We start from the raw sequence: 23,339 nt of genomic DNA on the forward strand, positions 1-23,339 counted from the left end.
CGATGGCGGAACACGACATGCCTGCGGGGGAGTGGCTGGACCAGCATCGCGGCGAGACGGTAGTGGTCAAGTTCGGCGGCAACGCGATGGTCGACGATGCGCTCTCCCGCGCCTTCGCCGAGGACATCGTCGCGTTGCAGCAGGCCGGGCTCCGTCCGATCGTGACACACGGCGGCGGGCCGCAGATCTCCGCAGAGCTGGTCGCCCGCGGCATCCCAAGCGAGTTCCGCGGGGGGTTGCGGGTCACGAGTCCGGATGCCGCGGTCGTCGTGCGGGACGTGCTCGCCCGGCTGGGCACGGAGCTCGCCGCGCAGCTCAGGGCAGCCGGCGGGGACGCCATCGCCCTGGCCGCGGAGCCGCCGAGCCAGGGGGGAGCGCTCTTCGCCGGACGGCGCATCGGCACGGTCGTGAACGGCCAACCCGTCGACCTCGGGTGGGCAGGCGAGGCCACGACGGTCGACGCCGCGAGCATCGCAGCGGTGCTCGACTCCGGGCGCATCCCGGTCGTCTCGGCGATCGGGATCGAGGAGGGCACCGGCGACCTGCTCAACATCAACGCCGACTCGGCGGCGGGGAGCCTTGCCGTCGCGGTGCAGGCCGACTGGCTCCTGCTGCTCACCGATGTCGCGGGTCTCTATCGCGACTGGCCGAACCGTGACTCGCTCGTCACCACGATCGACACGGTGGAGCTCACCGGGCTCCTCCCCTCGCTCGAGGCGGGGATGATCCCCAAGATGACCGCGTGCCTGAGCGCCGTCGAAGGCGGGGTGGGGCATGCCGCGATCGTCGACGGCCGCATCCCGCACACGCTCCTCGCCGAGCCTTTCGGCACCTCAGGCACGACCGTCACCCGCCTCGCCGAAGGGACCGCCCCATGACCGACACCGTCGCACCCACGCCGCCCTGGCTCGATCGTTACCGCGCGAGCATGATGGGCACCGTCACGACCCCGCTCGCGCTCCTCGTGCGCGGCGAGGGCTGCCACGTCTGGGATGCCGACGGCACCCGCTACCTCGACTTCCTCGCCGGGATCGCCGTCAACGCGCTCGGCCACGCGCATCCGGCGCTCGTGGCCGCCGTGAGCAGCCAGATCGCGACCCTTGCGCACGTCTCCAACTACTTCGCGACACCTCCCCAGGTCGAACTCGCCGAGCGGTTGCGCCGCATCACGGGGGCTGGTGACGACGGCCGCGTCTTCCTCTGCAACTCGGGCACCGAGGCGATCGAGGTGGCGTTCAAGCTCGCCAGGCTCAATGGCGCAGGCCTCAATCGTGCGGGCGGCGAGCGTCCGCGCATCCTGAGCCTCCAGCGCTCCTTCCACGGCCGCACGATGGGTGCGCTCTCGCTCACCGGACAGCCCGCGCTGCAGGAGCCCTTCGCCCCGCTCGTCCCCGGCGTGGAGCACATCGACTCGACCATCGAGGCGCTCGAGGCGGCCATGGGCCCGGATGTCGCGGCGCTCTTCCTCGAGCCGATCAAGGGCGAGGCCGGCGTCGTCGACCTCCCGGAGGGCTACCTGAAGCGTGCGCGTGAACTCACCACGGAGCACGGCGCGCTGCTCATCCTCGATGAGATCCAGACCGGCATCGGGCGCACCGGCAGCTGGTTCGCCTTCCAGCAGTTCGGCATCGTTCCGGATGCCATCGCGCTCGCGAAGGGGATCGCCGGCGGTGTGCCGATCGGTGCGCTCGTGACCTTCGGTGCGGCATCCGGACTTCTGCAGGCGGGCCATCACGGCAGCACGTTCGGCGGCAACCCGCTCGCCGCGGCGGCCGGCAATGCGGTGCTCGGGGAGATCGAGTCGGCCGGCCTCGTCGAGAACGCCGCCCGTCGCGGGGCGGAGCTGCGGTCGCTCATCGCCGGCATCGGGCACCCGCTCGTCGCCGAGGTGCGCGGGCGCGGCCTGCTCATCGGGATCGGCCTCTCCAGCCCTGTGGCCAAGGAGTTGTCGGCGGCAGCACTCGCGCACGGGCTCATCGTCAACGCGCCGAACGAGCACAGCATCCGGATCGCGCCGCCGCTCATCGTGGGCGATGCAGAGCTCGCCGAATTCAGGACTTTGTTCATCCAGGCCCTCGAGGCCACAGCACTGGAGGCCACAGCATGACCAGACACTTCCTGCGGGACGACGATCTGAGCCAGGCGGAGCAGTCCGCCATCCTCGACCTCGCGATCGACCTCAAGAAAGATCGCTTCGGCACCAGGCCGCTGGCGGGGCCGCAGACGGTCGCCGTCATCTTCGACAAGTCGTCGACGCGCACGCGGGTCTCCTTCGCGGTGGGCATCGCCGACCTCGGCGGCGTTCCGCTCATTATCAGCACCGCCAACAGCCAGCTCGGCGGCAAGGAGACCGCCGCCGACACTGCGCGGGTGCTCGAGCGGCAGGTCGCGGCGATCGTCTGGCGCACCTACGGTCAGGCCGGCCTCGAGGAGATGGCCGCCGGGACGACCGTGCCCGTCGTCAACGCCCTGAGCGACGACTTCCACCCCTGCCAACTGCTCGCCGACCTGCTCACGATCCGCGAGCATCGCGGTGCTCTCGCCGGGCTCACGGTCACCTTCCTCGGCGATGGTGCGAGCAACATGGCGCAGTCCTACCTGCTCGCCGGGGCGACCGCCGGCATGCACGTGCGCGTCGCATCGCCCGCCGACTATGCGCCGATGGATGCCGTCGTCGCCGACGCGGATGCGCGCGCTGCTACGACGGGCGGCTCGATCACCCTCTACACCGACCCGCTCGAGGCGGTAGCCGGCGCGGACGTCGTCGTCACCGACACCTGGGTCTCGATGGGCAAGGAGGAGGAGAAGGCGCAGCGCCTGACGACCCTCAGCCCGTACCAGGTGAACGCCGACCTCCTCGCGCTCGCGAAGCCCGACGCGCTCTTCCTGCACTGCCTTCCGGCCGACCGCGGCTTCGAGGTCACCGCCGAGGTGCTCGACGGTCCGCAGAGCGTCATTTGGGATGAGGCGGAGAACCGCCTGCACGCCCAGAAGGCCCTGCTCGTCTGGCTGCTCCAGCAAGCCTGAATACACTGAAACCGAACCACAAGGAGATCCACCACATGTCAGAACGCGTAGTCCTCGCCTATTCGGGCGGCCTCGACACCTCCGTCGGCATCGGCTGGCTGAAGGATGCCACCGGCAAGGAGGTCGTGGCCCTCGCCGTCGACGTCGGCCAGGGCGGGGAGGACATGGAGGACATCCGCCAGCGCGCTCTCGCCTGCGGTGCGGTCGAGGCGGTCGTCGTCGACGCGAAGGAGGAGTTCGCGAACGACTACCTCATGCCGGCACTGAAGGCGAACGCGAGCTACCAGAAGCAGTACCCGCTCGTGTCGGGGCTCTCCCGTCCGCTCATCGCGAAGTACCTCGCGGCCACGGCCCACGAGCTCGGCGCGGACAGCGTCGCCCACGGCTGCACGGGCAAGGGAAACGACCAGGTACGGTTCGAGGCGGCCATCGCGGCGCTCGCGCCGGAGCTCACGAGCATCGCGCCCGTGCGGGACCTCGCACTCACCCGCGACAAGGCGATCGTGTACGCGCAGGAGCACAACCTGCCGATCGAGCAGTCCAAGAAGAACCCGTACTCGATCGACAAGAACGTGTGGGGCCGCACCCTGGAGACCGGCTTCCTCGAGGACCCGTGGAACCCGCCGATTGAGGACCTCTACGAGTACACGCAGAACCCGGCGGAGGTGAAGCCGGCCGATGAGATCATCATCACGTTCGAGCGGGGCGTGCCCGTCGCGATCGACGGTGCGGCGCAGTCGCCGCTCGAGATCGTCCAGAACCTCAACACGCTCGCCGGCAAGCACGGCATCGGACGGATCGACATCATCGAGGATCGCCTCGTCGGCATCAAGAGCCGTGAGATCTACGAGACGCCGGCCGCGACCACGCTCATCGTCGCGCACGAGGCGCTCGAGAACCTCACCCTCGAGCGCGACCTGAACCGCTACAAGCGCAAGGTCGAGGCCGACTGGGCGAACCTGGTCTACGACGGCCTGTGGTTCTCGGCGCTCAAGCGCTCGCTCGATGTCTTCATCGACGATACGCAGAGTCACGTGAGCGGCGACATCCGGCTCACCCTCCAGGGGGGCCGCGCGGTCGTGACGGGCCAGCGCAGCCAGGAGAGTCTCTACGACTTCGACCTCGCGACCTACGACACCGGGGACACCTTCGACCAGTCGCTCTCCAAGGGCTTCATCGAGCTGTGGTCGCTTCCGAGCCGGATCTCGGCGCGTCGCGACCTGGCCGGAAAGTAGGGCAGTTTCTCGGATTGAGTCACCGGCTTCTCGGACTGAGCCACCAGTTTCTCGGATTGAGCTTGTCGAAATCCCCCACACGAAAGGCGAGCAATGAGCTCACAAGGCACCACGAACGAAGGCTCCCTCTGGGGCGCCCGTTTCGCGGGCGGTCCATCGCCCGAGCTCGCCCGACTGAGCCGCTCGACCCACTTCGACTGGCAGCTCGCCGCCTACGACATTGCGGGCTCCCAAGCGCACGCCAAGGCGCTCGCGGCTGCAGGCTATCTGGACGATGCCGAGCTCGAGCGGATGCTGGCCGCCCTCGACTCGCTCCTTGCCGGGGTGCAGGATGGCTCGGTCGCTCCGCAGGAGTCCGATGAGGATGTGCACGGCGCGCTCGAACGGGAGTTGCTGGCGATCGCCGGGCCGGAGCTCGGCGGCAGGCTGCGCGCCGGCCGCAGCCGCAACGACCAGATCGCCACGCTCATCCGGCTCTACCTGCTCGACCATGCGCGCGTGATCGGCCGGCTCGTGGTGGACCTCATCGACGCGATCGCCGCGCAGGCAGCAGCGCATCCGGATGCCCCGATGCCCGGCCGCACCCATCTGCAGCACGCGCAGCCCGTCCTGCTCGCCCACCATCTGCTGGCGCACGCCTGGCCGCTCGTGCGCGACCTGGAGCGGCTGCGCGACTGGCGGGTGCGGGCATCCGTTTCGCCGTACGGCGCGGGGGCGCTCGCGGGAAGCTCGCTGGGTCTTGATCCGGCGCTCGTCGCCGCAGAACTCGGCCTCTCAGGTCCCTCCGAGAACTCGATCGACGCGACGGCCGCGCGCGACGTCGTCGCCGAGTTCGCGTTCGTCGCCGCGCAACTCGGCATCGACCTCTCCCGGTTCGCCGAGGAGCTCATCCTCTGGAATACGCGCGAGTTCGGTTTCGTGACGCTCGACGACGCCTTCTCGACGGGCTCGTCGATCATGCCGCAGAAGAAGAATCCGGATATCGCGGAGCTCGCCCGCGGCAAGGCGGGCCGGCTCATCGGCAATCTCACTGGTCTGCTCGCGACCCTCAAGGGCCTTCCGCTCGCTTACAACCGCGACCTGCAGGAGGACAAGGAGCCGGTGTTCGACTCGGTCGAGACGCTGGAGGTGCTCCTGCCGGCCTTCACCGGCATGGTCGCGAGCCTGCGCTTCGACACGGAGCGGATGGCCGAGCTGGCCCCGCAGGGCTTCTCGCTGGCGACGGATGTCGCTGAGTGGCTCGTGCGGCAGGGCGTGCCCTTCCGCGAGGCGCACGAGGTGAGCGGTTCCCTCGTGCGGTTCTGCGAGCAGAACGGCCTCGCGCTCGACGAGGCGAGCGACGAGCAGTTGCGGGAGGTGTCGCCGCTGCTGACCGCCGACGTGCGCAGCGTCCTCACGGTCGAGGGCTCGATCGCGAGCCGCAATGGCGTCGGCGGGACCGCGCCCGCCCGTGTCGCCGAGCAGCTCGCAGCCCTCACGGCACGGGTCGCCGCGCTTTCCGCACCGTGACCCTCGACCGTGCGATCCTCCTCGCTCCCAGCTACAAGGTCGCCCCTCTCCTGCTCGGCTCGATCCTGACGGTCGACTCGCCCGAGGGCTCGGTGAGCCTGCGCATCACCGAGGTCGAGGCCTACCACGGCTCCGAGGACCCGGGATCGCACGCCTTCCGCGGCAGGACGAACCGCAACGCAGTCATGTTCGGCGAACCCGGCCACCTCTACACCTACTTCACCTACGGCATGCACACCTGCGCGAACGTCGTCTGCGGGCCAGAGGGGCAGGCATCCGGATGCCTGCTGCGTGCAGGGGAGATCGTCGACGGCCTCGAGCTGGCCCGGATCCGCCGCGCGACCTCGCGAACGGATGCCGACCTCGCGCGTGGCCCTGCGAGACTCACCGTGGCAGCGGGGATCACGCTCGCGGACGGCGGCGCCGATCTCGGGGCCAGTCGCATCCGGCTTGAACTGGGTTCGGGTGTCGCTGATTTCGCGACCGGGCCGCGCACCGGGGTCTCCGGCGCGGGCGGCACGGCCGAGTTCCCGTGGCGCTTCTGGATACCCGGCGACCGCACCGTCTCGCCCTACAAGGCGCACGTGCCGAAGAAGCGCTGACAGTGTTCGCGCCGGCTGCTACCAGCCGATGACGGCGGGCGCCACGCAGGCTGCCGCCCAGACGAGGCTCACGAGGGTTCCGATGATGAACCGCTCGCGCGCCGCGGAGTTCTCGAGTTCGGAGAACCGCCCGAGGCCCTTGACGGCCACGACGATGGCGACGGCGGCGAACTGCCCGGCGAGGGCGGCGCCGATGATGGCGAGCCGTTCGAGGTAGCCGATCGTCATGCCGCCGCGCAGGATCTCGCGGTCTTTGGCTTTAGCACCGCCTCGGGCACCCGCCTCGCTCACGAGGATGCCGCCGTGGTCGCCGAGGGGCACGGCGCCGCTTCCGGCGAGCTCGAGCACGACGAGCACGAGCGGGCTGCCGCCCACGACGCCGAGGGCGAGCAGGAGCACGATCGCGGCGATCCGGAACCCGAGCCCCGGAACGCTCGCCCACCCGCCTACGGCGGCGAAGACGATGGCGATCGCGACGAGCACCACGACCGGCACGATGAGCCAGTGACGGCCGGGCCGCTCAGCAGTCGGTTGCCGGCTCGCCACGAGAGCGAGAGCGACGCCGCCGGCCAGCAGCAGAATCAGAACGCTCCACAGGACGATGCCCAGGACATCCGCGGGGTAGAGAACAGTCATGCGCGGCCTCCCTGCCGTGTTCGGCTCACGCCGGCGTGGCCTCTACGCTACCGAGTCGGTCCAGGATGCGCACGAGCGGCTGCCGCGCGGCGGAATCGGCGCGCAACTCGCCCGCGCTCGCCCGCAGGCTCACCGCCTGTGGCGTGATGCCGAGCCGCTCAGCTGCCTCGGCCTGATTGAGCCCCGACTCCAGCAGATCGTGAAGCTCCCAGCCCTCGGGGCTTCGCCGCGACCGCAGCACGAGCAGCAGGTCGATGAGGGACTCAGCGTCGGCCGCAGCCTTCGTCGCCGGCTCTGTCTCGAGCGCGAACCTCGTCGAGCGTTTCTTCGCGCGCTCGACCGCGCGCCGCGCCGCGATGAACGCGGGGCCGGTCGCCTCGCGGATGTCGCGGGGGAGCGGCGTGGCGACCTCGCCCGCACCGCATCCGACGCTCCATCGCCCGGTGCGCGCGAGACGCAGGACGATCTCGAGGGCGTCGTCCCCGCCCTCGACCAGCACCTGCAGCTCGTCCCCGACGGTACGCTCGGCAGCGAGCACCGGCCGCACCTTCCCGTCGTTGATGGCGTCGATCGCGGCGGCGACGAGGTCGGTTCCTGAGCGGCTGTCGACCTGGTCTGCGGTGATGACGAACATGGTGCCTCCATTTTCGTTCAGGCTTCAAGTCCGCAGGCTTGAGTTCTAGGAATCAAGCATACAAGCATGATTCAAAGTAATCAAGGCCAGTAGCTTGACCTCTGGATCCCACGGCAATGTCGGCCCAGCATCCCCGGCCAGCATCCGCGACCAGCTTCGTCGGCTAGGGTAGCCGCGTGACCGACCCCGACGCTCCCCGCCGGGGAGACGGTACATCGGTCGAGCGGTTCATCGACGACCGCGCCCACCGCATCCTCGAGCGGATGCCGGCCGGCCGCCTTTCGCGCTGGCTCGTCGAACTCGTCGTCTTCGTGCTCAAGCAGGGCTGGGCGTGCGTCTTCGGCGCGGCGATGCTCGCGGTGCTCTTCGCGACGGCCCTCTGGTATCCGGATGGCGCCGCCCTCGCACGCAACGACTTCGTCACGCTCGCCGCCGTCGCCATCCAGGTGCTCATGGTCGTCTTCCGACTGGAGACGCTGCGCGAGTTGCGGGTCATCATCCTGTTCCACATCGTCGGCACCGGGATGGAGCTCTTCAAGACGAGCGTCGGCTCGTGGATCTACGAGGGTGACGGCGTCCTGCACCTCCTGAACGTGCCGCTCTACAGCGGGTTCATGTACGCCTCCGTCGGCTCCTACCTCGTGCGCGTCTACCGCCTCTTCGACCTGCGCTTCGAGCGCTACCCCAGGCGGTGGATCACCGCGATCCTCGCCGCGCTCATCTACGTCAACTTCTTCAGCCACCACTACATCTGGGACGCGCGCTGGGTTCTGCTGCTCGGCGTCCTCGCCGTCTTCGGGCCGTGCATGATGCACTTCCGCATCTTCCGGGCGAGACTCAGGATGCCGCTCGTCGTCGCCTTCACTCTCGTCGCCCTGTTCATCTGGGTCGCCGAGAACGTCGCGACCTGGTCCCGGGCGTGGAGCTACCCGAACCAGGAGGACGGCTGGGAGCTCGTCTCGATCGCGAAGCTCGGCTCGTGGCTGCTGCTCATGATCATCTCTGTCGTGCTCGTCGCGTGGGTCTACCCGCCCCGGGGGCTGGATGCGCCGGCGGCGCGGTCTGGCCCGGCAGGCACCGCGGGAGGGCGGCCCGTCCACTGGTATCCTGACCCGGTGCCAGCATCCGAAGCCCTGACGACCCAGCGCAACGACGACTCGTTCGAGAGCGTCTGGGACGAGATCCAGTGGCGCGGTCTCGTGCAGCTGTCGACGGATGCGGAGGAGCTGAAGAGACTCCTCGACGGCCCCCCGATCACCTACTACTGCGGCTTCGACCCGACCGCACCGAGCCTGCACCTCGGCAACCTCGTGCAGTTGCTGCTCATGCGCCGCCTGCAGCTGGCCGGCCACAAGCCCCTCGGCCTCGTCGGCGGGTCGACGGGCCTCATCGGCGACCCGAAGCCCACGGCCGAGCGCACCCTCAACACCAAGGACACCGTCGCCGAGTGGGTCGGCTACCTGCAGGAGCAGGTCGCCAAGTTCCTGAGCTTCGAGGGCGACAACGCGGCGCGTCTGGTCAACAACCTCGACTGGACGGCGCCCCTGTCGGCCATCGACTTCCTGCGCGACATCGGCAAGCACTACCGGGTCGGCACGATGCTCAAGAAGGATGCGGTGAGCGCCCGCCTCAACTCGAGCGAGGGCATCAGCTACAGCGAGTTCAGCTACCAGATCCTGCAGGGGCTCGACTACCTCGAGCTGTACCGCAGCTACGGCTGCGTGCTGCAGACCGGTGGCAGCGACCAGTGGGGCAACCTCACGAGCGGAACCGACCTCATCCGCAAGGCCGAAGGCGTCGGCGTGCACGCGATCGGCACCCCCCTCATCACGAACACTGACGGAACCAAGTTCGGCAAGAGCGAGGGCAACGCGGTGTGGCTCGACCCCGCGCTGACGAGCCCCTACGCGTTCTACCAGTTTTGGTTGAACACCGACGACGCGGACATCGTGGACCGGCTCAAGGTCTTCACCTTCCTCACCCGTGCCGAGACCGGCGAGCTCGCGGATGCCGTGGCCACCGAGCCGTTCAGGCGCGCGGCCCAGCAGCGGCTCGCCCTCGAGGTCACGACGCTCGTGCACGGGGAGGCAGCGACGCGGGCGGCCATCGCGGCGTCGGCGGCGCTCTTCGGCCAGGGCGAACTCGCGGAGCTCGACGCGGCTACCCTCGAGGCCGCCCTGCGGGAGCTGCCGAACACGACATCGGCTCCGGATGCCCTGGTCACCCAGCTCCTCGTCGACACAGGCCTCACCACGAGCCTGGGGGAGGCGCGTCGCGCGATCTCCCAGGGCGGCGTCTACCTCAATAACACGCCGGTGGAGTCGGCGGATGCCGCGCTCGAACCCTCCGCGCTCCACCATGGAATGGCTGTCCTGCGCCGCGGAAAGAAGACCCTCGCCGGCGTCTTCGTGGAATGACGGGGTAGCTACAGCCGACGACACGCCCGGGATGCGCACAAATTTGCACCGCATCCGCCTGCACCGTAAAGTTCTTACTTGTCACCCCAAAGGTGCGGAGTAGCCGAAGCGCTCTCCGGCCTCAAGCGGAACGACTTCCTCGCCGACAGGCTCACTGCTCTTGTAGCAGGGTGTGCGTCGGGCTACGATGGAAAACCCACCTGACGGAACGACTCCCGTTCCGGACGCTCGATATCGCCTGGCGATTCGAATCGGACGGCAAGCGGAGCATCCGGGTTGGTGGTAGGTTAGAGCAGTTGCCCTGAAAACGGCCGGAAGGCCACGATTCAGGCGCGCCCGATCCTTGAGAACTCAACAGCGTGCACAATGTCAAATGCCAAAAACCTCGTCGATTGACTTCGGTCGATCGAAGAGATTCCTTTGGAAAAATTAAGACAACAAACAAATGTCAGCAATGATGTTTGTTCTTGTCAGTATCAAACTTGCAACCGGCTCGCCCTTGGGCGGCAGGTTGCACTAGATGTGCCGAGGGGCTTGCCTCTCGTGCAATCAAACATTTACGGAGAGTTTGATCCTGGCTCAGGACGAACGCTGGCGGCGTGCTTAACACATGCAAGTCGAACGATGAAAGCCGGAGCTTGCTCTGGCTGGATTAGTGGCGAACGGGTGAGTAACACGTGAGTAACCTGCCCCTTTCTCTGGGATAACCTCGGGAAACCGAAGCTAATACCGGATACGACCCTCGGAGGCATCTCCTGGGGGTGGAAAGAATTTCGGTGAGGGATGGACTCGCGGCCTATCAGGTAGTTGGTGAGGTAACGGCTCACCAAGCCGACGACGGGTAGCCGGCCTGAGAGGGTGACCGGCCACACTGGGACTGAGACACGGCCCAGACTCCTACGGGAGGCAGCAGTGGGGAATATTGCACAATGGGCGCAAGCCTGATGCAGCAACGCCGCGTGAGGGACGACGGCCTTCGGGTTGTAAACCTCTTTTAGTAGGGAAGAAGCCGCAAGGTGACGGTACCTGCAGAAAAAGCACCGGCTAACTACGTGCCAGCAGCCGCGGTAATACGTAGGGTGCAAGCGTTGTCCGGAATTATTGGGCGTAAAGAGCTCGTAGGCGGTTTGTCGCGTCTGCTGTGAAAACTGGAGGCTCAACCTCCAGCCTGCAGTGGGTACGGGCAGACTAGAGTGCGGTAGGGGAGATTGGAATTCCTGGTGTAGCGGTGGAATGCGCAGATATCAGGAGGAACACCGATGGCGAAGGCAGATCTCTGGGCCGTAACTGACGCTGAGGAGCGAAAGCATGGGGAGCGAACAGGATTAGATACCCTGGTAGTCCATGCCGTAAACGTTGGGAACTAGATGTAGGGACCATTCCACGGTTTCTGTGTCGCAGCTAACGCATTAAGTTCCCCGCCTGGGGAGTACGGCCGCAAGGCTAAAACTCAAAGGAATTGACGGGGGCCCGCACAAGCGGCGGAGCATGCGGATTAATTCGATGCAACGCGAAGAACCTTACCAAGGCTTGACATATACGAGAACGGGCCAGAAATGGTCAACTCTTTGGACACTCGTAAACAGGTGGTGCATGGTTGTCGTCAGCTCGTGTCGTGAGATGTTGGGTTAAGTCCCGCAACGAGCGCAACCCTCGTTCTTTGTTGCCAGCACGTCATGGTGGGAACTCAAAGGAGACTGCCGGGGTCAACTCGGAGGAAGGTGGGGATGACGTCAAATCATCATGCCCCTTATGTCTTGGGCTTCACGCATGCTACAATGGCCGGTACAAAGGGCTGCAATACCGTAAGGTGGAGCGAATCCCAAAAAGCCGGTCTCAGTTCGGATTGAGGTCTGCAACTCGACCTCATGAAGTCGGAGTCGCTAGTAATCGCAGATCAGCAACGCTGCGGTGAATACGTTCCCGGGCCTTGTACACACCGCCCGTCAAGTCATGAAAGTCGGTAACACCCGAAGCCAGTGGCCCAACCGCAAGGAGGGAGCTGTCGAAGGTGGGATTGGTAATTAGGACTAAGTCGTAACAAGGTAGCCGTACCGGAAGGTGCGGCTGGATCACCTCCTTTCTAAGGAGCATCTGGCGTCCTCGGGTCTTGTACTCGATGGTCGTCCAGGCGCCGGATCTGAAGCACACGTCTTCAGCCGGTAGCTCATGGGTGGAACATTGACATTGTGACCAGGACGAACGCCGTCCTCCCAGTACGCTCCTTCGGGAGCTGGAACGGGGGTCTGCCGGAAGCCTGGTCTCTGCACGCTGTTGGGTCCTGAGGGACCGGACATCTTCTCGGGTCGAGCTTGTCGAGACCCGAAGGACAACGAACCTCTGGACCTTGATGTGACTGGTCTGTACCAGGCACACAGGGTACCGCCCGTATTTTGAGAACTACACAGTGGACGCGAGCATCTTAGATAGAGAGATCTTCGGATCTCGATATCACAGAAAAACAAGACTTGGTCGCCTCAAACATCCGTTTACGGAGTCTGAAGCGACCAGATCATTGGTCAATCTCCGGCCCGCTTTGCTTAGGCACAGTGGACCGGCGATCGATTCTAAACTCATGTGAAATCAAGTTTCTAAGTGCAAACGGTGGATGCCTTGGCATCTGGAGCCGAAGAAGGACGTATAAATCTGCGATAAGCCTCGGGGAGCTGATAATAGAGCTTTGATCCGAGGATCTCCGAATGGGGAAACCCCGCCAGGGGCAGCAATGTCACCTGGTGACTCCCGCCTGAATATATAGGGCGGGTAGAGGGAACGTGGGGAAGTGAAACATCTCAGTACCCACAGGAAGAGAAAGCAACCGCGATTCCGTTAGTAGTGGCGAGCGAAACCGGAACAGGCCAAACCGATCATGTGTGATAGCCGGCAGGCGTTGCATGGTCGGGGTAGCGGGACTTTTCAGCAGTTACTGCCGTACTGCAAGAGTCAGAAAGTTGTATAGACGAATGGTCTTGAAAGGCCAGCCACAGTGGGTGCCAGCCCCGTAGTCGAAATGCAGCAATCACTCGAGAAGTATCCCAAGTAGCACGGGGCCCGAGAAATCCCGTGTGAATCTGCCAGGACCACCTGGTAAGCCTAAATACTCCCAGATGACCGATAGCGGACAAGTACCGTGAGGGAAAGGTGAAAAGTACCCCGGGAGGGGAGTGAAATAGTACCTGAAACCGTTTGCATACAAACCGTTGGAGCCTCCATAGCAGGGGTGACAGCGTGCCTTTTGAAGAATGAGCCTGCGAGTTAGCGATATGTGGCGAGGTTAACCCGAGTGGGGTAGCCGTAGCGAAAGCGAGTCTGAATAGGGCGATTCAGTCGCATGTCCTAGACCCGAAGCGAAGTGATCTATCCATGGCCAGGTTGAAGCGCGTGTAAGAGCGCGTGGAGGACCGAACCCACTTCAGTTGAAAATGGAGGGGATGAGCTGTGGATAGGGGTGAAAGGCCAATCAAACTTCGTGATAGCTGGTTCTCTCCGAAATGCATTTAGGTGCAGCGTTGCGTGTTTCTTGCCGGAGGTAGAGCTACTGGATGGCCGATGGGCCCCAAAAGGTTACTGACGTCAGCCAAACTCCGAATGCCGGTAAGTGAGAGCGCAGCAGTGAGACGGTGGGGGATAAGCTTCATCGTCGAGAGGGAAACAACCCAGACTACCAACTAAGGTCCCCAAGCGTGTGCTAAGTGGAAAAGGATGTGGAGTTGCAGAGACAACCAGGAGGTTGGCTTAGAAGCAGCCACCCTTGAAAGAGTGCGTAATAGCTCACTGGTCAAGTGATTCCGCGCCGACAATGTAACGGGGCTCAAGCACACCACCGAAGTTGTAGATTTCGTGTAATAGCCAGGCATCCCCTTGAGGGGTGTCCAGGCGCACGGAGTGGTAGGAGAGCGTCGTGTGGCGAGCGAAGCGGCGGTGTAAACCAGCCGTGGACGCCACACGAGTGAGAATGCAGGCATGAGTAGCGAAAGACGGGTGAGAAACCCGTCCTCCGAAAGACCAAGGGTTCCAGGGCCAGGCTAATCCGCCCTGGGTAAGTCGGGACCTAAGGCGAGGCCGACAGGCGTAGTCGATGGACAACGGGTTGATATTCCCGTACTGACGAAGAACCGCCCAAACTAATCCAGTAATGCTAAGAGTCCGAATACCGGTGACCGATCCCTTCGGGGAGGAGCTCCGGGGCTAGCACTCGACCCTACGCTGGTGCGGTTAGCGTATTAACAGGTGTGACGCAGGAAGGTAGCTGAGCCGGGCGATGGTTGACCCGGTCTAAGAATGTAGGCCGAGAGATAGGCAAATCCGTCTCTCGTCAAGGCCGAGACTCGATGGGACGCCGCAAGGCGGATTCAGTGATCCTATGCTGCCGAGAAAAGCATCGACGCGAGGTTCCAGTCACCCGTACCCTAAACCGACTCAGGTGGTCAGGTAGAGAATACCAAGGAGATCGAGAGAATCGTGGTTAAGGAACTCGGCAAAATGCCCCCGTAACTTCGGGAGAAGGGGGGCCTGAAGGGTGAAGGGATTTACTCCTGGAGCCCCAGAAGGCCGCAGAGACCAGTGGGAAGCGACTGTTTACTAAAAACACAGGTCCGTGCGAAGTCGCAAGACGATGTATACGGACTGACGCCTGCCCGGTGCTGGAAGGTTAAGAGGAACGGTCAGCTCTTCGGAGCGAAGCTGAGAATTTAAGCCCCAGTAAACGGCGGTGGTAACTATAACCATCCTAAGGTAGCGAAATTCCTTGTCGGGTAAGTTCCGACCTGCACGAATGGCGTAACGACTTCCCAGCTGTCTCAACCGCGAACTCGGCGAAATTGCACTACGAGTAAAGATGCTCGTTACGCGCAGAAGGACGGAAAGACCCCGTGACCTTTACTACAGCTTGGTATTGGTGTTCGGTGTGGCTTGTGTAGGATAGGTGGGAGACTGTGAAGCGGGCACGCCAGTGTTCGTGGAGTCATTGTTGAAATACCACTCTGGTCATATTGGATATCTAACTTCGATCCGTAATCCGGATCAGGGACAGTGCCTGGTGGGTAGTTTAACTGGGGCGGTTGCCTCCTAAAAAGTAACGGAGGCGCCCAAAGGTTCCCTCAACCTGGTTGGCAATCAGGTGTCGAGTGTAAGTGCACAAGGGAGCTTGACTGTGAGACTGACAAGTCGAGCAGGGACGAAAGTCGGGACTAGTGATCCGGCAGTGGCTTGTGGAAGCGCTGTCGCTCAACGGATAAAAGGTACCTCGGGGATAACAGGCTGATCTTGCCCAAGAGTCCATATCGACGGCATGGTTTGGCACCTCGATGTCGGCTCGTCGCATCCTGGGGCTGGAGTAGGTCCCAAGGGTTGGGCTGTTCGCCCATTAAAGCGGTACGCGAGCTGGGTTTAGAACGTCGTGAGACAGTTCGGTCCCTATCCTCTGCGCGCGCAGGAAATTTGAGAAGATCTATCCCTAGTACGAGAGGACCGGGATGGACGAACCTCTGGTGTGTCAGTTGTTCCGCCAGGAGCACCGCTGATTAGCTACGTTCGGAGAGGATAACCGCTGAAAGCATCTAAGCGGGAAGCCAGCTTCAAGATGAGATTTCCATCCCTTCGGGGGAGAGGCTCCCAGCTAGACTACTGGGTTGATAGGCAGGATGTGGAAGCGAGGACTAAAGACTCGTGCAGCTGACCTGTACTAATAAGCCGATAACTTGATAACACTCACTTCCTTGAGAAGTAATGAGTAGTTGTTCGCGTCCACTTTGTGGTTCCCGATTTACGGTCGGGGATCATCCCGGAATCGCAGGATTCCGGCTATGAACTGATACATAAATCAATAGTGTTTCGGCGGCCATAGCGAGAGGGAAACGCCCGGTCACATTCCGAACCCGGAAGCTAAGACTCTCTGCGCCGATGGTACTGCAAGGGGGACCTTGTGGGAGAGTAGGACACCGCCGGACTTCTTTGTGAAATGGCCACCCGCTGAGGGTGGCCATTTTGCGTTAAGCAGTCGTTTCTCGGGTTGATCCGAACTTCTCGGGTCGGTCCGAACTTCTCGGGTCGAGCCGAACTTCTCGGGTCGAGCTTGCCGAGACACACGAGTGAAAAGAGTTGACATGGCCGACACCCCTGACCGTCCCCGTCGCCCCGGTGGACCGCCGAAGGGCAAGCGTCCGGGGTCCGCGCATCCCGCCAAGGGTGCGCCGGCGCGTGGCAAGTCGGCCTCGTCCGGCGATCGGCCTCAGCGGGCGGGGGATAAGCCGTCCTGGCGGAAGCGCGAAGAGGGAGCATCCGGACGGCCGAAACGCGATGGCCAGCAGCGTGGCGGCCAACCGCGTGAGGGTCATCAGGGTGACTTTCCGAAACGCGATGCCCAGCGGGGTGGCGACCGCAAGCGCGACGGCGAGCGTCGGCTGTGGACGCGCGACGGCAAACCGGCCCGTGGTGACGCCTCGGCGCGGGAGCGTGAGACGCCGGAAGATCGGGATCCCTACGGCACGAAGTCGGTGCGATCGCGCCACGATGCGCCGGTGATCCCCGAGGATGTCGTCCCGAACCAGCTCGATCGTGTCGCCAGGGCGCAACTCAAGACGCTCAGCAAAGAGAACGCCGACGAGGTCGCCCGGCACCTCGTGATGGCAGCGCGTCTCATCGCCGAGGATCCAGAGCTCGCTCACCGTCATGCGGTTTCGGCTGGAAGGCGGGCCGGCCGCATCGCCGTCGTCCGGGAGACCCTGGCGATCACGGCCTACGCGACGGGCGACTACGCACTCGCGCTGCGCGAGCTGCGCACCTACCGCCGGATCTCCGGCCGTGACGACCAGCTGCCGATGATGGTCGACAGCGAGCGAGGGCTCGGCCGGCCGGAGAAGGCGCTCGAGCTCGGCCGTTCCGTTCCGCGTGCGAGCCTTCCGGTCGAAGTGCAGGTCGAACTCGCGATCGCGATGTCGGGTGCACGGCTCGACCTCGGCCAGGTCGACGCGGCACTTGTCGAGCTGCAGATCCCGCAGTTGACACCGGATACGGCATTCTCCTGGAGCCCTGCGCTCTTCGACGCCTATGCGACGGTGCTCGAGGATCTCGGTCGAGCCGACGAGGCCCAGCTGTGGTTCACGCGCTCCGACCTCGCGACGGCGGCGCTTTCCTCCAGCGACGACGCCGATGACCTCGAGATCGAGGTGTTCGAGGAGGAGATCGAGGATGAGGCCGAGGATGAGGCCGAGAGCGACACGGAGCGCCTGGATGACTGAGCGCACACCGCTCGACGGCGTCGACCTGGTACTGGCAGACCTCGACGGGGTCGTCTATCGCGGGCATGAGGCCATCCCGTATGCCGTTGAGAGCATAAACACTGCGGCTCGGTCCCGCCGGGTCGGTTACATCACGAACAACGCGTCCCGGACGCCGGAGTCCGTGGCACAGCAGCTCGTCGGTCTGGGACTGCGCCTCACGCCCGACGAGATCGTGACCTCACCGCAGGCGGCCGTCCGGCTGCTTGCCGGCACGGTGGCGCCAGGCTCTCTCGTTCTCGCGGTCGGTGGCGAGGGGCTGCGCTACGAACTTCTCAAGGCCGGATTCAGGATCACCGACTCCGCGTCGGATGGACCGGCCGCGGTCGTGCAGGGTTTCGCGCAGGAACTCGGCTGGGCGCAACTCGCCGAGGCGTCCTATGCGTTGCAGGGTAACGGTGCCGAACTGCCCTGGATCGCCACGAACACCGACTGGACGCTCCCGACCGCCCGTGGCATCGCACCGGGCAACGGAACGCTCGTCTCGGCGGTGCACCTGGCGGTGGGCCGCCTGCCGGTCGTCGCGGGCAAACCCGAAGTAGCGATCTTCGAGGAGGCGATCGCCCGTTTCGGCGGCACGAAGCCGCTGTTCCTCGGCGACCGGCTCGACACCGACATTCTGGGGGCCAACCGCGCCGGGATCGAGTCGGTGCTCGTGCTCACCGGCGTCGACAAGGCGAAGCAGGTCCTGGCGGCCGACCCCTACTCGCGGCCGACCTACCTGCTCGACGACCTGCGCGGCCTGCACGAGCCGTACCCCGACATCCGCGACGGGACGGCCGCCGACGGGTCGCGCGTCGTGACGGTCGGATCGGCCGTCGTGCGGATGACCGGCAACGTCGTGACAGTCGTCGAGGCCGGCGAGAGCCGTATCGACCTGCTGAGGGCCGGCGCCGCTGCGATCTGGGGGAGCGGGCTCGCGATCTACGGTCTCGATGTGGCCCCGGCGCTCTACGCTTGAGTCATGGCCGATAACGAGGAGACCAGCGCCGAGGGAGCCAGCACCGAGGAGATCGATGCACTGCTGTCGCGACTGCGCGTGATCGAGGACCAGCCGCTCGAGGACCGCGCCGCGGCTTTCGCGCAGGTGTATGACGAGCTGCGCAGGGCGCTCGAGGGCGCCGACGCGCCGGCCCCGCGTGACTGACTCCGCATCCGCTTCCGGTCGAGGTGAGACCGAACGACTGGATGCCTCCCTCGCCGCCCGCGGCCTCGCTCGCTCCAGGACGAACGCCGCCCAGCTCGTAGCCGACGGTCTGGTCACGGTCGATGGCCGGCCGGCGCTCAAGCCTTCACTTCGTGTGCGGGCCGACCAGCAGCTCGCGGTTGCCGCGACCGACCATTACGTGAGCCGGGCTGCCCACAAGCTGGGCGCCGCGCTCGACGCGTTCCCGATCGAGGTCACCGGCCGCACCGCTCTCGACGTCGGCGCCTCGACCGGCGGGTTCACCCAGGTGCTGCTCGAGCGCGGCGCCCACGCCGTGATCGCTCTCGACGTCGGCCATGAGCAGCTCGCCCCCTCGGTGCGCGCCGACGAACGTGTCGTCGTCGTCGAGGGGGTGAACGCGCGCTACCTCACGCGAGAGTCGCTGCATGCGGCAGCGCCTGGAACAGCTCTCCCCGATCTCGTCGTCGCCGATCTCTCCTTCATCTCCCTGGGCCTCGTGCTGCCGGCTCTCGTGGAGACGGTGGGCCCGGATGCCGACTTCGTGGTGCTCGTCAAGCCGCAGTTCGAGGTCGGCCGGGGCGGCATCCGGGAGGGCCTCGTGCACGACCCGGCGCTGCGCGAGGATGCGGTGTCCGGGGTGCTCTGGGCCGCCTGGGATCTCGGGCTGCCGACCGCGGGCATCCTCTCCTCCCCAATAGCCGGTTCGGCCGGTAATCACGAGTATCTGGCCTGGTTCTCCACCGCGCTCGGCGGCAATCCGACAGAATGGCTAAACACCGTTTCTGGCCTCAGTAAATAGCTGGGGAGTCGGCTTTGTTTCGAGAAACAAAGGGATCTTCTGTTCCAATCTTGTCATGGGCACGAGATAGAACGGGCATGAACGGGCACCGGCACAACGAGTTATTTAACGCCAACGGAGGAAAAAATGAATGCTGAGCAGTTGATCGAGAAGGCGAACGAGTCGTTCCAATCCCACGGGGCTGGAGGATTTGAAAAGCCATCTCAGAGTCCGGAGCGTTATTTCGTAACGGAAGTTCACACCGAGTTCAACGGTCATTCTGTTCGAATCGAGTTCGTAGAGAGCGAGAGCAACCCTCCTTCCTACAAATACAACGCGACTGTCTATGACGCCGAGACAGGTGAGCAGATCGGCACCGGTAACGGCGCTAGCAACTGGGAGGAAGCTTTCTCAATTGTCCACTGGAGCGAAATGATCAATCACTGGGTCTAACCCCGGAAAGAATTCCCTTCGCCGCGATGAGGTGCCGGCCCAAAATTGCCCGGCCGGTTTTGCGAGTTCGAAAGTGTGCACATTCGTAAGTCGCTTCGGTTAGTACGCTGAGCGCATGAATAAACGGGGAATTAAAGCTCCAAGTGATCCGAGTCCTGCTCTCAACAGCAACGCATTTAACTGCCCCCGCTGCGGTGCATTCTCTAGTCAAGAGTGGTTTCCGTTGCAGCGCATCATTCATGACCCTTACCAAGGGCAAGAATGGCCTGAGGAGTTTCTGGACACTCCTAGCGAAAACGTGGTCTATGCGACCGTGCCATCTACATTAAGAGATTCTGCGCCTAAGGCTCCAGCATCTACAGAACTGCCAGCCGTGCACGATGCCGGGCGATGGTATGCAGCGCTCTGCGGTCGATGCGAGGACTTCTCCGTGTGGCGCAACAACAGAATAATGTATCCGGCTAGTTCGACGGCCCCGTTCCCGCATGAGGACATGCCGGCTGACGCAATGGAGCTTTATGAGGAAGCTCGGGATGTAGTGGGAATCTCGCGACGGGCAGGGGCCGCACTTGCTCGCGCGACGCTCGAACGGCTCCTAAAACATCTCGACAGCACTCCATCCGCGAACGCAGCACTCGCCGTCCGCATCGACTCAATAGTGCCCAAGGTGTCCTCCAGTGTGGCAAGCATGCTCACTGTCATCCGGCATGTGGGGAACAAATCGCTTCACGGGGCCGATCAGGGCGACCAATCGGTGATTCTGATTCTTGACGAGTCGCAAACTGAATTGGTCGACTTGATCTTCAGCACGATTAACGCCCTCGTTGACGAATTGATAACAAAGCCCAAGGCGGCGGCTGGCTACCTAAGTTTGATTCCTGAAAAATATCGGACGAAAATCAATCACCAAAGGAAAGGTGAGGACTAGCCGAAAGTGAGAAAGCTCGCTCGGTACAGCAGCCTTTAGGTGCTCGCGGGGGCCTTGGTGAGCCGGTAGACAGTGGCAATGGAGACGCTCAGGGTCTTGGCGATCTCAGGGACACTCTCGCCGGAGTTGCGGAGCGTCTGCGCCTTGCGCGCGGTCGCGGAGTCCATGGCGCGGGGGCGTCCACCTACGCGGCCCTGCGCCTTGGCGGCGGCGAGTCCGGCGACGGTGCGCTCTGAGATGAAGCTGCGTTCCATCTCCGCGAAGATGGCGAGCATCTGGAGCATGGCGCGGCCTGTAGGGGTCGAGCTGTTAAGTCCATCAGAGATCGACTCGATGAAGATTCCCTTCTCGGTCAGCTCGGAGATGAGCTGTGCGACATGCGCGGTGCTGCGTCCGATTCTGTCGAGCTTGAACACGACAATGGTGTCTCCGGGCTGGACATCCGCGAGCATGGCGTCAAGGCCCGGGCGGCTCATCTTTGATCCGCTCACGCCGTGGTCAATGTAACGGTTCCGCTTCAGCACGCTCGCATTGTCGAGAGCGTCATGCTGAAGCTGCTCGTCCTGCTTGCCCGTCGAGACGCGGAGGTATCCAAGGCGCTGGCCGGTGGCGGCACTCACTGAGGTTGTCATGCACCAAGTCTCTCATGAACTCATCCGTTTTTGCAACGCAATAAACAACGAGTTTTGAAACGCTCTTCAGGTCGTCGCGAGGCCCGGAATCTCGGGGGAGGGCTTAGATCTCGGTTATCTCGCTTGAGCATCGTTTTCGAGACACCGGGGAGCCTCGCGGTTGGAAGGGCGAGGCCCTTGAAAACAGGAGTGCATCCAAGGGCCTCTGTCAGCGGCATCGTTCCGGGCGCACGGCGATGTTGCCGACTGTTTCGAAAGTGTGCAGACTCTCGAAATTCTTCTTTAGGTGCCGGGGCCTGCCATCTGCGAAAGGAAGAAAGAAGAATTTGGCAGACCCCGGCGCTAGTCCGTGCGGCGGCGAACCGAACAAGAGCACCGCCGCACGGAGCTAATTACCCGGGTGAATCCGGGAAAAATTCGGCGCGTAGTCGCTCGGCCAGTTCGGGCGGACACTCGACATCGCCGCTCTCGGTGAGCACGTAGACGCGGCCTGCTGCGTCGAGGAGGTAGGCGAGACGCTCGCCACTAGGAAAGACGGCGCGGCTTGTCGCTGGGATGTCGTAGCGGCGCTTATCGACCCAGAGCGGGCGTGGATTTAGGCCAGCGACGACATCGAATCTTTGGTCTCTCTCGCGGGTCATCATGCTTCGCCTCGCTCTACATCATCGCGAAGCACAGCGGCGAACGTCTCCAGCGTCATGGTTACGTAGGCCTCTCCAGCGCCCCTAGCGGCCCTGTATGCGACGACAGCGGCTCTTCCTTTGCCGTCGTGTTTTGCGGCTGCCTGCGCGGCATCCAGCGCCCCTGAGAGGTCGAGCACGCGCTCATTGCGAGTGAGGATGGCCCAGCGGTCGAGGCCGGTCAGGTGTGAGGCCGGGTGAGACTCAGAGAGTCGCGCAGAGAGCTTGTAAGCCTGCGGGCGCTGCTCGACGATGACACCCTCAGAGCCGAGATAGAGGCGCGCCAACTCACGGAATTTTGCGGCTCGCTGCCTGTTCAGTTGGTCAGGCATCTCAGCGCCCCCGGTTCCCGCTGGGCCGCTGCTGTGCGGCTGGAGCCGCGTTCAGCGTTCTGCTGGTGGGCAGACCGGGGCCATACTCGATCTCGACGGCCTCGCGGGCTGCTGCGCGCTCAACGGGGTCGATGATGGCCCATGCGCGTTGGCGCGCTGCCTCGCGCTCTACTGCCCACTGTGGCGAGCCGTAGAGCCATCGGCGAAGGTCGTCGGGGAAGGGGCCGAATCCTAGGCGGATCTCTCGCCAGCGTTCGAGCTGCGCCTCGTCTGAGAGGTCGCGTGTCCAGTTATTGCCCACCGTGTCTGTCTGGCCGTCGATCTGCCGCTGTGTGACCGTGAGCGTGTCACCGCGTTTGAGCGCTAGGCCGAAAATGAGCAAGCCGCCCGCGAGGACATGGATCTCATCGCCTGCCGCGAGTGCCCGGGCGGTTGTCTTGGTGTCGGTGCTCATGCTGTGAGTGCCTCTCTTGATTCTTGAAGTAGCGTTCGAAGGTCAGCGGCGATGTCGGGTCTCCCCGTCACCTGAAACTGTGCCGCGATGCGCTCGCCGGTCTCCGGGTCTGTGCGTGCGAGCTGGGCCATGACTACGGCTATGGACTGCATCATCGTGACCTCATCTAGCGCGGCTGTGGACGGGATGCCGAGACGGTCGGCAACGCTGGCAAGTGTCGCCCGCTCGACCTCAATAGCCCGGAGCGCCTGCGAGTCTTTGCCCGCCTCGATTGAACGTCTGCGGATGTCTCCAGCGGCGTGCACGAGATCCACCATCCGGGCGGCGATAGTGAGGGCTGAGAGGCCGTCTGTGGACTGTTCCATCGCCTGCCGCACGCCCGGCGCGGTGTGCGTATTCCAGTGCCTGCGGAGGGCATCCTCAGAGACTGCATGATCGCGCGAAACCTGCGCCAGATTGCGACTCGTCGCGATGAGCGCCGCCTCAATTTGCGAGCGCTGCGGGTGCGAGCACACGGTGCATCGCCTGCCGCTTGCTGTGCTTTGAATTGCGCTCATACTCAGTAGTATCGGCACAA

General features: G+C 64.0%; 19 protein-coding genes, 3 rRNA genes and 1 pseudogene. 17 read left to right on the plus strand and 6 right to left on the minus strand.

What is annotated here, in order from left to right; translation table 11 throughout:
- The first annotated feature begins 2 nt into the window (after window positions 1–2).
- From argB to ABD678_RS09580, 6 genes are all read left to right on the plus strand, one after another.
- Complete coding sequence (argB, locus tag ABD678_RS09555; protein ID WP_344756064.1) at window positions 3–878, plus strand: acetylglutamate kinase; 876 nt, start codon at window positions 3–5, stop codon at window positions 876–878.
- A complete protein-coding gene (locus tag ABD678_RS09560; RefSeq protein ID WP_344756066.1) occupies window positions 875–2,107 on the plus strand; it encodes an acetylornithine transaminase in 1,233 nt (410 codons plus the stop codon). The genes argB and ABD678_RS09560 overlap by 4 nt, the downstream gene beginning before the upstream one ends.
- Window positions 2,104–3,027: an ornithine carbamoyltransferase gene (argF, locus tag ABD678_RS09565; protein WP_344756068.1), complete on the plus strand. Its 924-nt coding sequence runs from the start codon at window positions 2,104–2,106 to the stop codon at window positions 3,025–3,027. Before ABD678_RS09560 ends, argF begins: the two co-directional genes overlap by 4 nt.
- A 35-nt stretch (window positions 3,028–3,062) precedes the next feature.
- Window positions 3,063–4,262, plus strand: a complete 1,200-nt coding sequence (locus ABD678_RS09570; protein WP_344756070.1) for an argininosuccinate synthase — start codon at window positions 3,063–3,065, stop codon at window positions 4,260–4,262.
- 93 nt (window positions 4,263–4,355) lie between these two features.
- Window positions 4,356–5,771: an argininosuccinate lyase gene (gene argH / locus ABD678_RS09575; RefSeq protein ID WP_344756072.1), complete on the plus strand. Its 1,416-nt coding sequence runs from the start codon at window positions 4,356–4,358 to the stop codon at window positions 5,769–5,771.
- Entirely contained in the window at window positions 5,768–6,373 is a 606-nt protein-coding gene (locus ABD678_RS09580; protein WP_344756074.1) for a DNA-3-methyladenine glycosylase, read from the plus strand. Before argH ends, ABD678_RS09580 begins: the two co-directional genes overlap by 4 nt.
- Before the next feature lie 18 nt (window positions 6,374–6,391).
- Here ABD678_RS09580 and ABD678_RS09585 read toward each other — a convergent pair whose 3' ends face one another.
- Together ABD678_RS09585 and ABD678_RS09590 are read right to left on the minus strand one after the other, a co-directional pair.
- Entirely contained in the window at window positions 6,392–7,009 is a 618-nt protein-coding gene (locus ABD678_RS09585; RefSeq protein WP_344756076.1) for a hypothetical protein, read from the minus strand.
- Window positions 7,010–7,034: 25 nt separating this feature from the next.
- A complete protein-coding gene (locus ABD678_RS09590) occupies window positions 7,035–7,643 on the minus strand; it encodes a DNA-binding protein (RefSeq protein ID WP_344756078.1) in 609 nt (202 codons plus the stop codon).
- A 263-nt stretch (window positions 7,644–7,906) separates the two neighbouring features.
- Here ABD678_RS09590 and ABD678_RS09595 point away from each other — a divergent pair.
- From ABD678_RS09595 to ABD678_RS09645, 11 genes and pseudogenes are all read left to right on the plus strand, one after another.
- Window positions 7,907–8,638 (plus strand): annotated as a pseudogene (locus tag ABD678_RS09595) (DUF817 domain-containing protein); the annotation flags it as partial.
- A 120-nt stretch (window positions 8,639–8,758) separates the two neighbouring features.
- Window positions 8,759–10,060 carry a tyrosine--tRNA ligase gene (gene tyrS, locus ABD678_RS09600; protein ID WP_344757148.1) on the plus strand — a complete coding sequence of 434 codons (1,302 nt, stop codon included), beginning with the start codon at window positions 8,759–8,761 and terminating at the stop codon, window positions 10,058–10,060.
- A gap of 556 nt (window positions 10,061–10,616) precedes the next feature.
- Window positions 10,617–12,143, plus strand: a 16S ribosomal RNA gene (locus ABD678_RS09605).
- 498 nt (window positions 12,144–12,641) lie between these two features.
- Window positions 12,642–15,767, plus strand: a 23S ribosomal RNA gene (locus tag ABD678_RS09610).
- Window positions 15,768–15,891: 124 nt separating this feature from the next.
- Window positions 15,892–16,008, plus strand: a 5S ribosomal RNA gene (gene rrf / locus ABD678_RS09615).
- Together the 16S, 23S and 5S rRNA genes form the textbook arrangement of a ribosomal RNA operon.
- A gap of 156 nt (window positions 16,009–16,164) precedes the next feature.
- Complete coding sequence (locus ABD678_RS09620; protein ID WP_344756080.1) at window positions 16,165–17,298, plus strand: tetratricopeptide repeat protein; 1,134 nt, start codon at window positions 16,165–16,167, stop codon at window positions 17,296–17,298.
- Window positions 17,291–18,298, plus strand: coding sequence for an HAD-IIA family hydrolase (locus tag ABD678_RS09625; protein ID WP_344756082.1), 1,008 nt, complete (start codon window positions 17,291–17,293; stop codon window positions 18,296–18,298). Before ABD678_RS09620 ends, ABD678_RS09625 begins: the two co-directional genes overlap by 8 nt.
- Before the next feature lie 3 nt (window positions 18,299–18,301).
- Window positions 18,302–18,484: a hypothetical protein gene (locus ABD678_RS09630; RefSeq protein WP_344756083.1), complete on the plus strand. Its 183-nt coding sequence runs from the start codon at window positions 18,302–18,304 to the stop codon at window positions 18,482–18,484.
- Window positions 18,477–19,304 (plus strand): TlyA family RNA methyltransferase, encoded by an 828-nt coding sequence (locus ABD678_RS09635; RefSeq protein ID WP_344756085.1) that lies wholly within the window; start codon window positions 18,477–18,479, stop codon window positions 19,302–19,304. The genes ABD678_RS09630 and ABD678_RS09635 overlap by 8 nt, the downstream gene beginning before the upstream one ends.
- A gap of 126 nt (window positions 19,305–19,430) precedes the next feature.
- A complete protein-coding gene (locus ABD678_RS09640; RefSeq protein WP_344756087.1) occupies window positions 19,431–19,736 on the plus strand; it encodes a hypothetical protein in 306 nt (101 codons plus the stop codon).
- A gap of 115 nt (window positions 19,737–19,851) precedes the next feature.
- Window positions 19,852–20,664 carry a DUF4145 domain-containing protein gene (locus ABD678_RS09645; protein WP_344756089.1) on the plus strand — a complete coding sequence of 271 codons (813 nt, stop codon included), beginning with the start codon at window positions 19,852–19,854 and terminating at the stop codon, window positions 20,662–20,664.
- A gap of 35 nt (window positions 20,665–20,699) precedes the next feature.
- Here the strand turns inward: ABD678_RS09645 and ABD678_RS09650 are convergent, their stop codons facing one another.
- The 4 genes from ABD678_RS09650 to ABD678_RS09665 all read right to left on the minus strand — a co-directional run bounded on the left by ABD678_RS09650 (window position 20,700) and on the right by ABD678_RS09665 (window position 23,319).
- Complete coding sequence (locus tag ABD678_RS09650) at window positions 20,700–21,296, minus strand: recombinase family protein (protein WP_344756091.1); 597 nt, start codon at window positions 21,294–21,296, stop codon at window positions 20,700–20,702.
- 640 nt (window positions 21,297–21,936) lie between these two features.
- Window positions 21,937–22,308, minus strand: a complete 372-nt coding sequence (locus tag ABD678_RS09655) for a hypothetical protein (RefSeq protein WP_344756093.1) — start codon at window positions 22,306–22,308, stop codon at window positions 21,937–21,939.
- A 1-nt stretch (window position 22,309) separates the two neighbouring features.
- Window positions 22,310–22,762, minus strand: a complete 453-nt coding sequence (locus ABD678_RS09660) for a hypothetical protein (RefSeq protein WP_344756095.1) — start codon at window positions 22,760–22,762, stop codon at window positions 22,310–22,312.
- A complete protein-coding gene (locus tag ABD678_RS09665; protein WP_344756097.1) occupies window positions 22,759–23,319 on the minus strand; it encodes a hypothetical protein in 561 nt (186 codons plus the stop codon). Before ABD678_RS09665 ends, ABD678_RS09660 begins: the two co-directional genes overlap by 4 nt.
- Between the last annotated feature and the right edge of the window lie 20 nt (window positions 23,320–23,339).

Source organism: Leifsonella bigeumensis (genome assembly GCF_039537265.1).
Lineage (GTDB): Bacteria > Actinomycetota > Actinomycetes > Actinomycetales > Microbacteriaceae > Terrimesophilobacter > Terrimesophilobacter bigeumensis.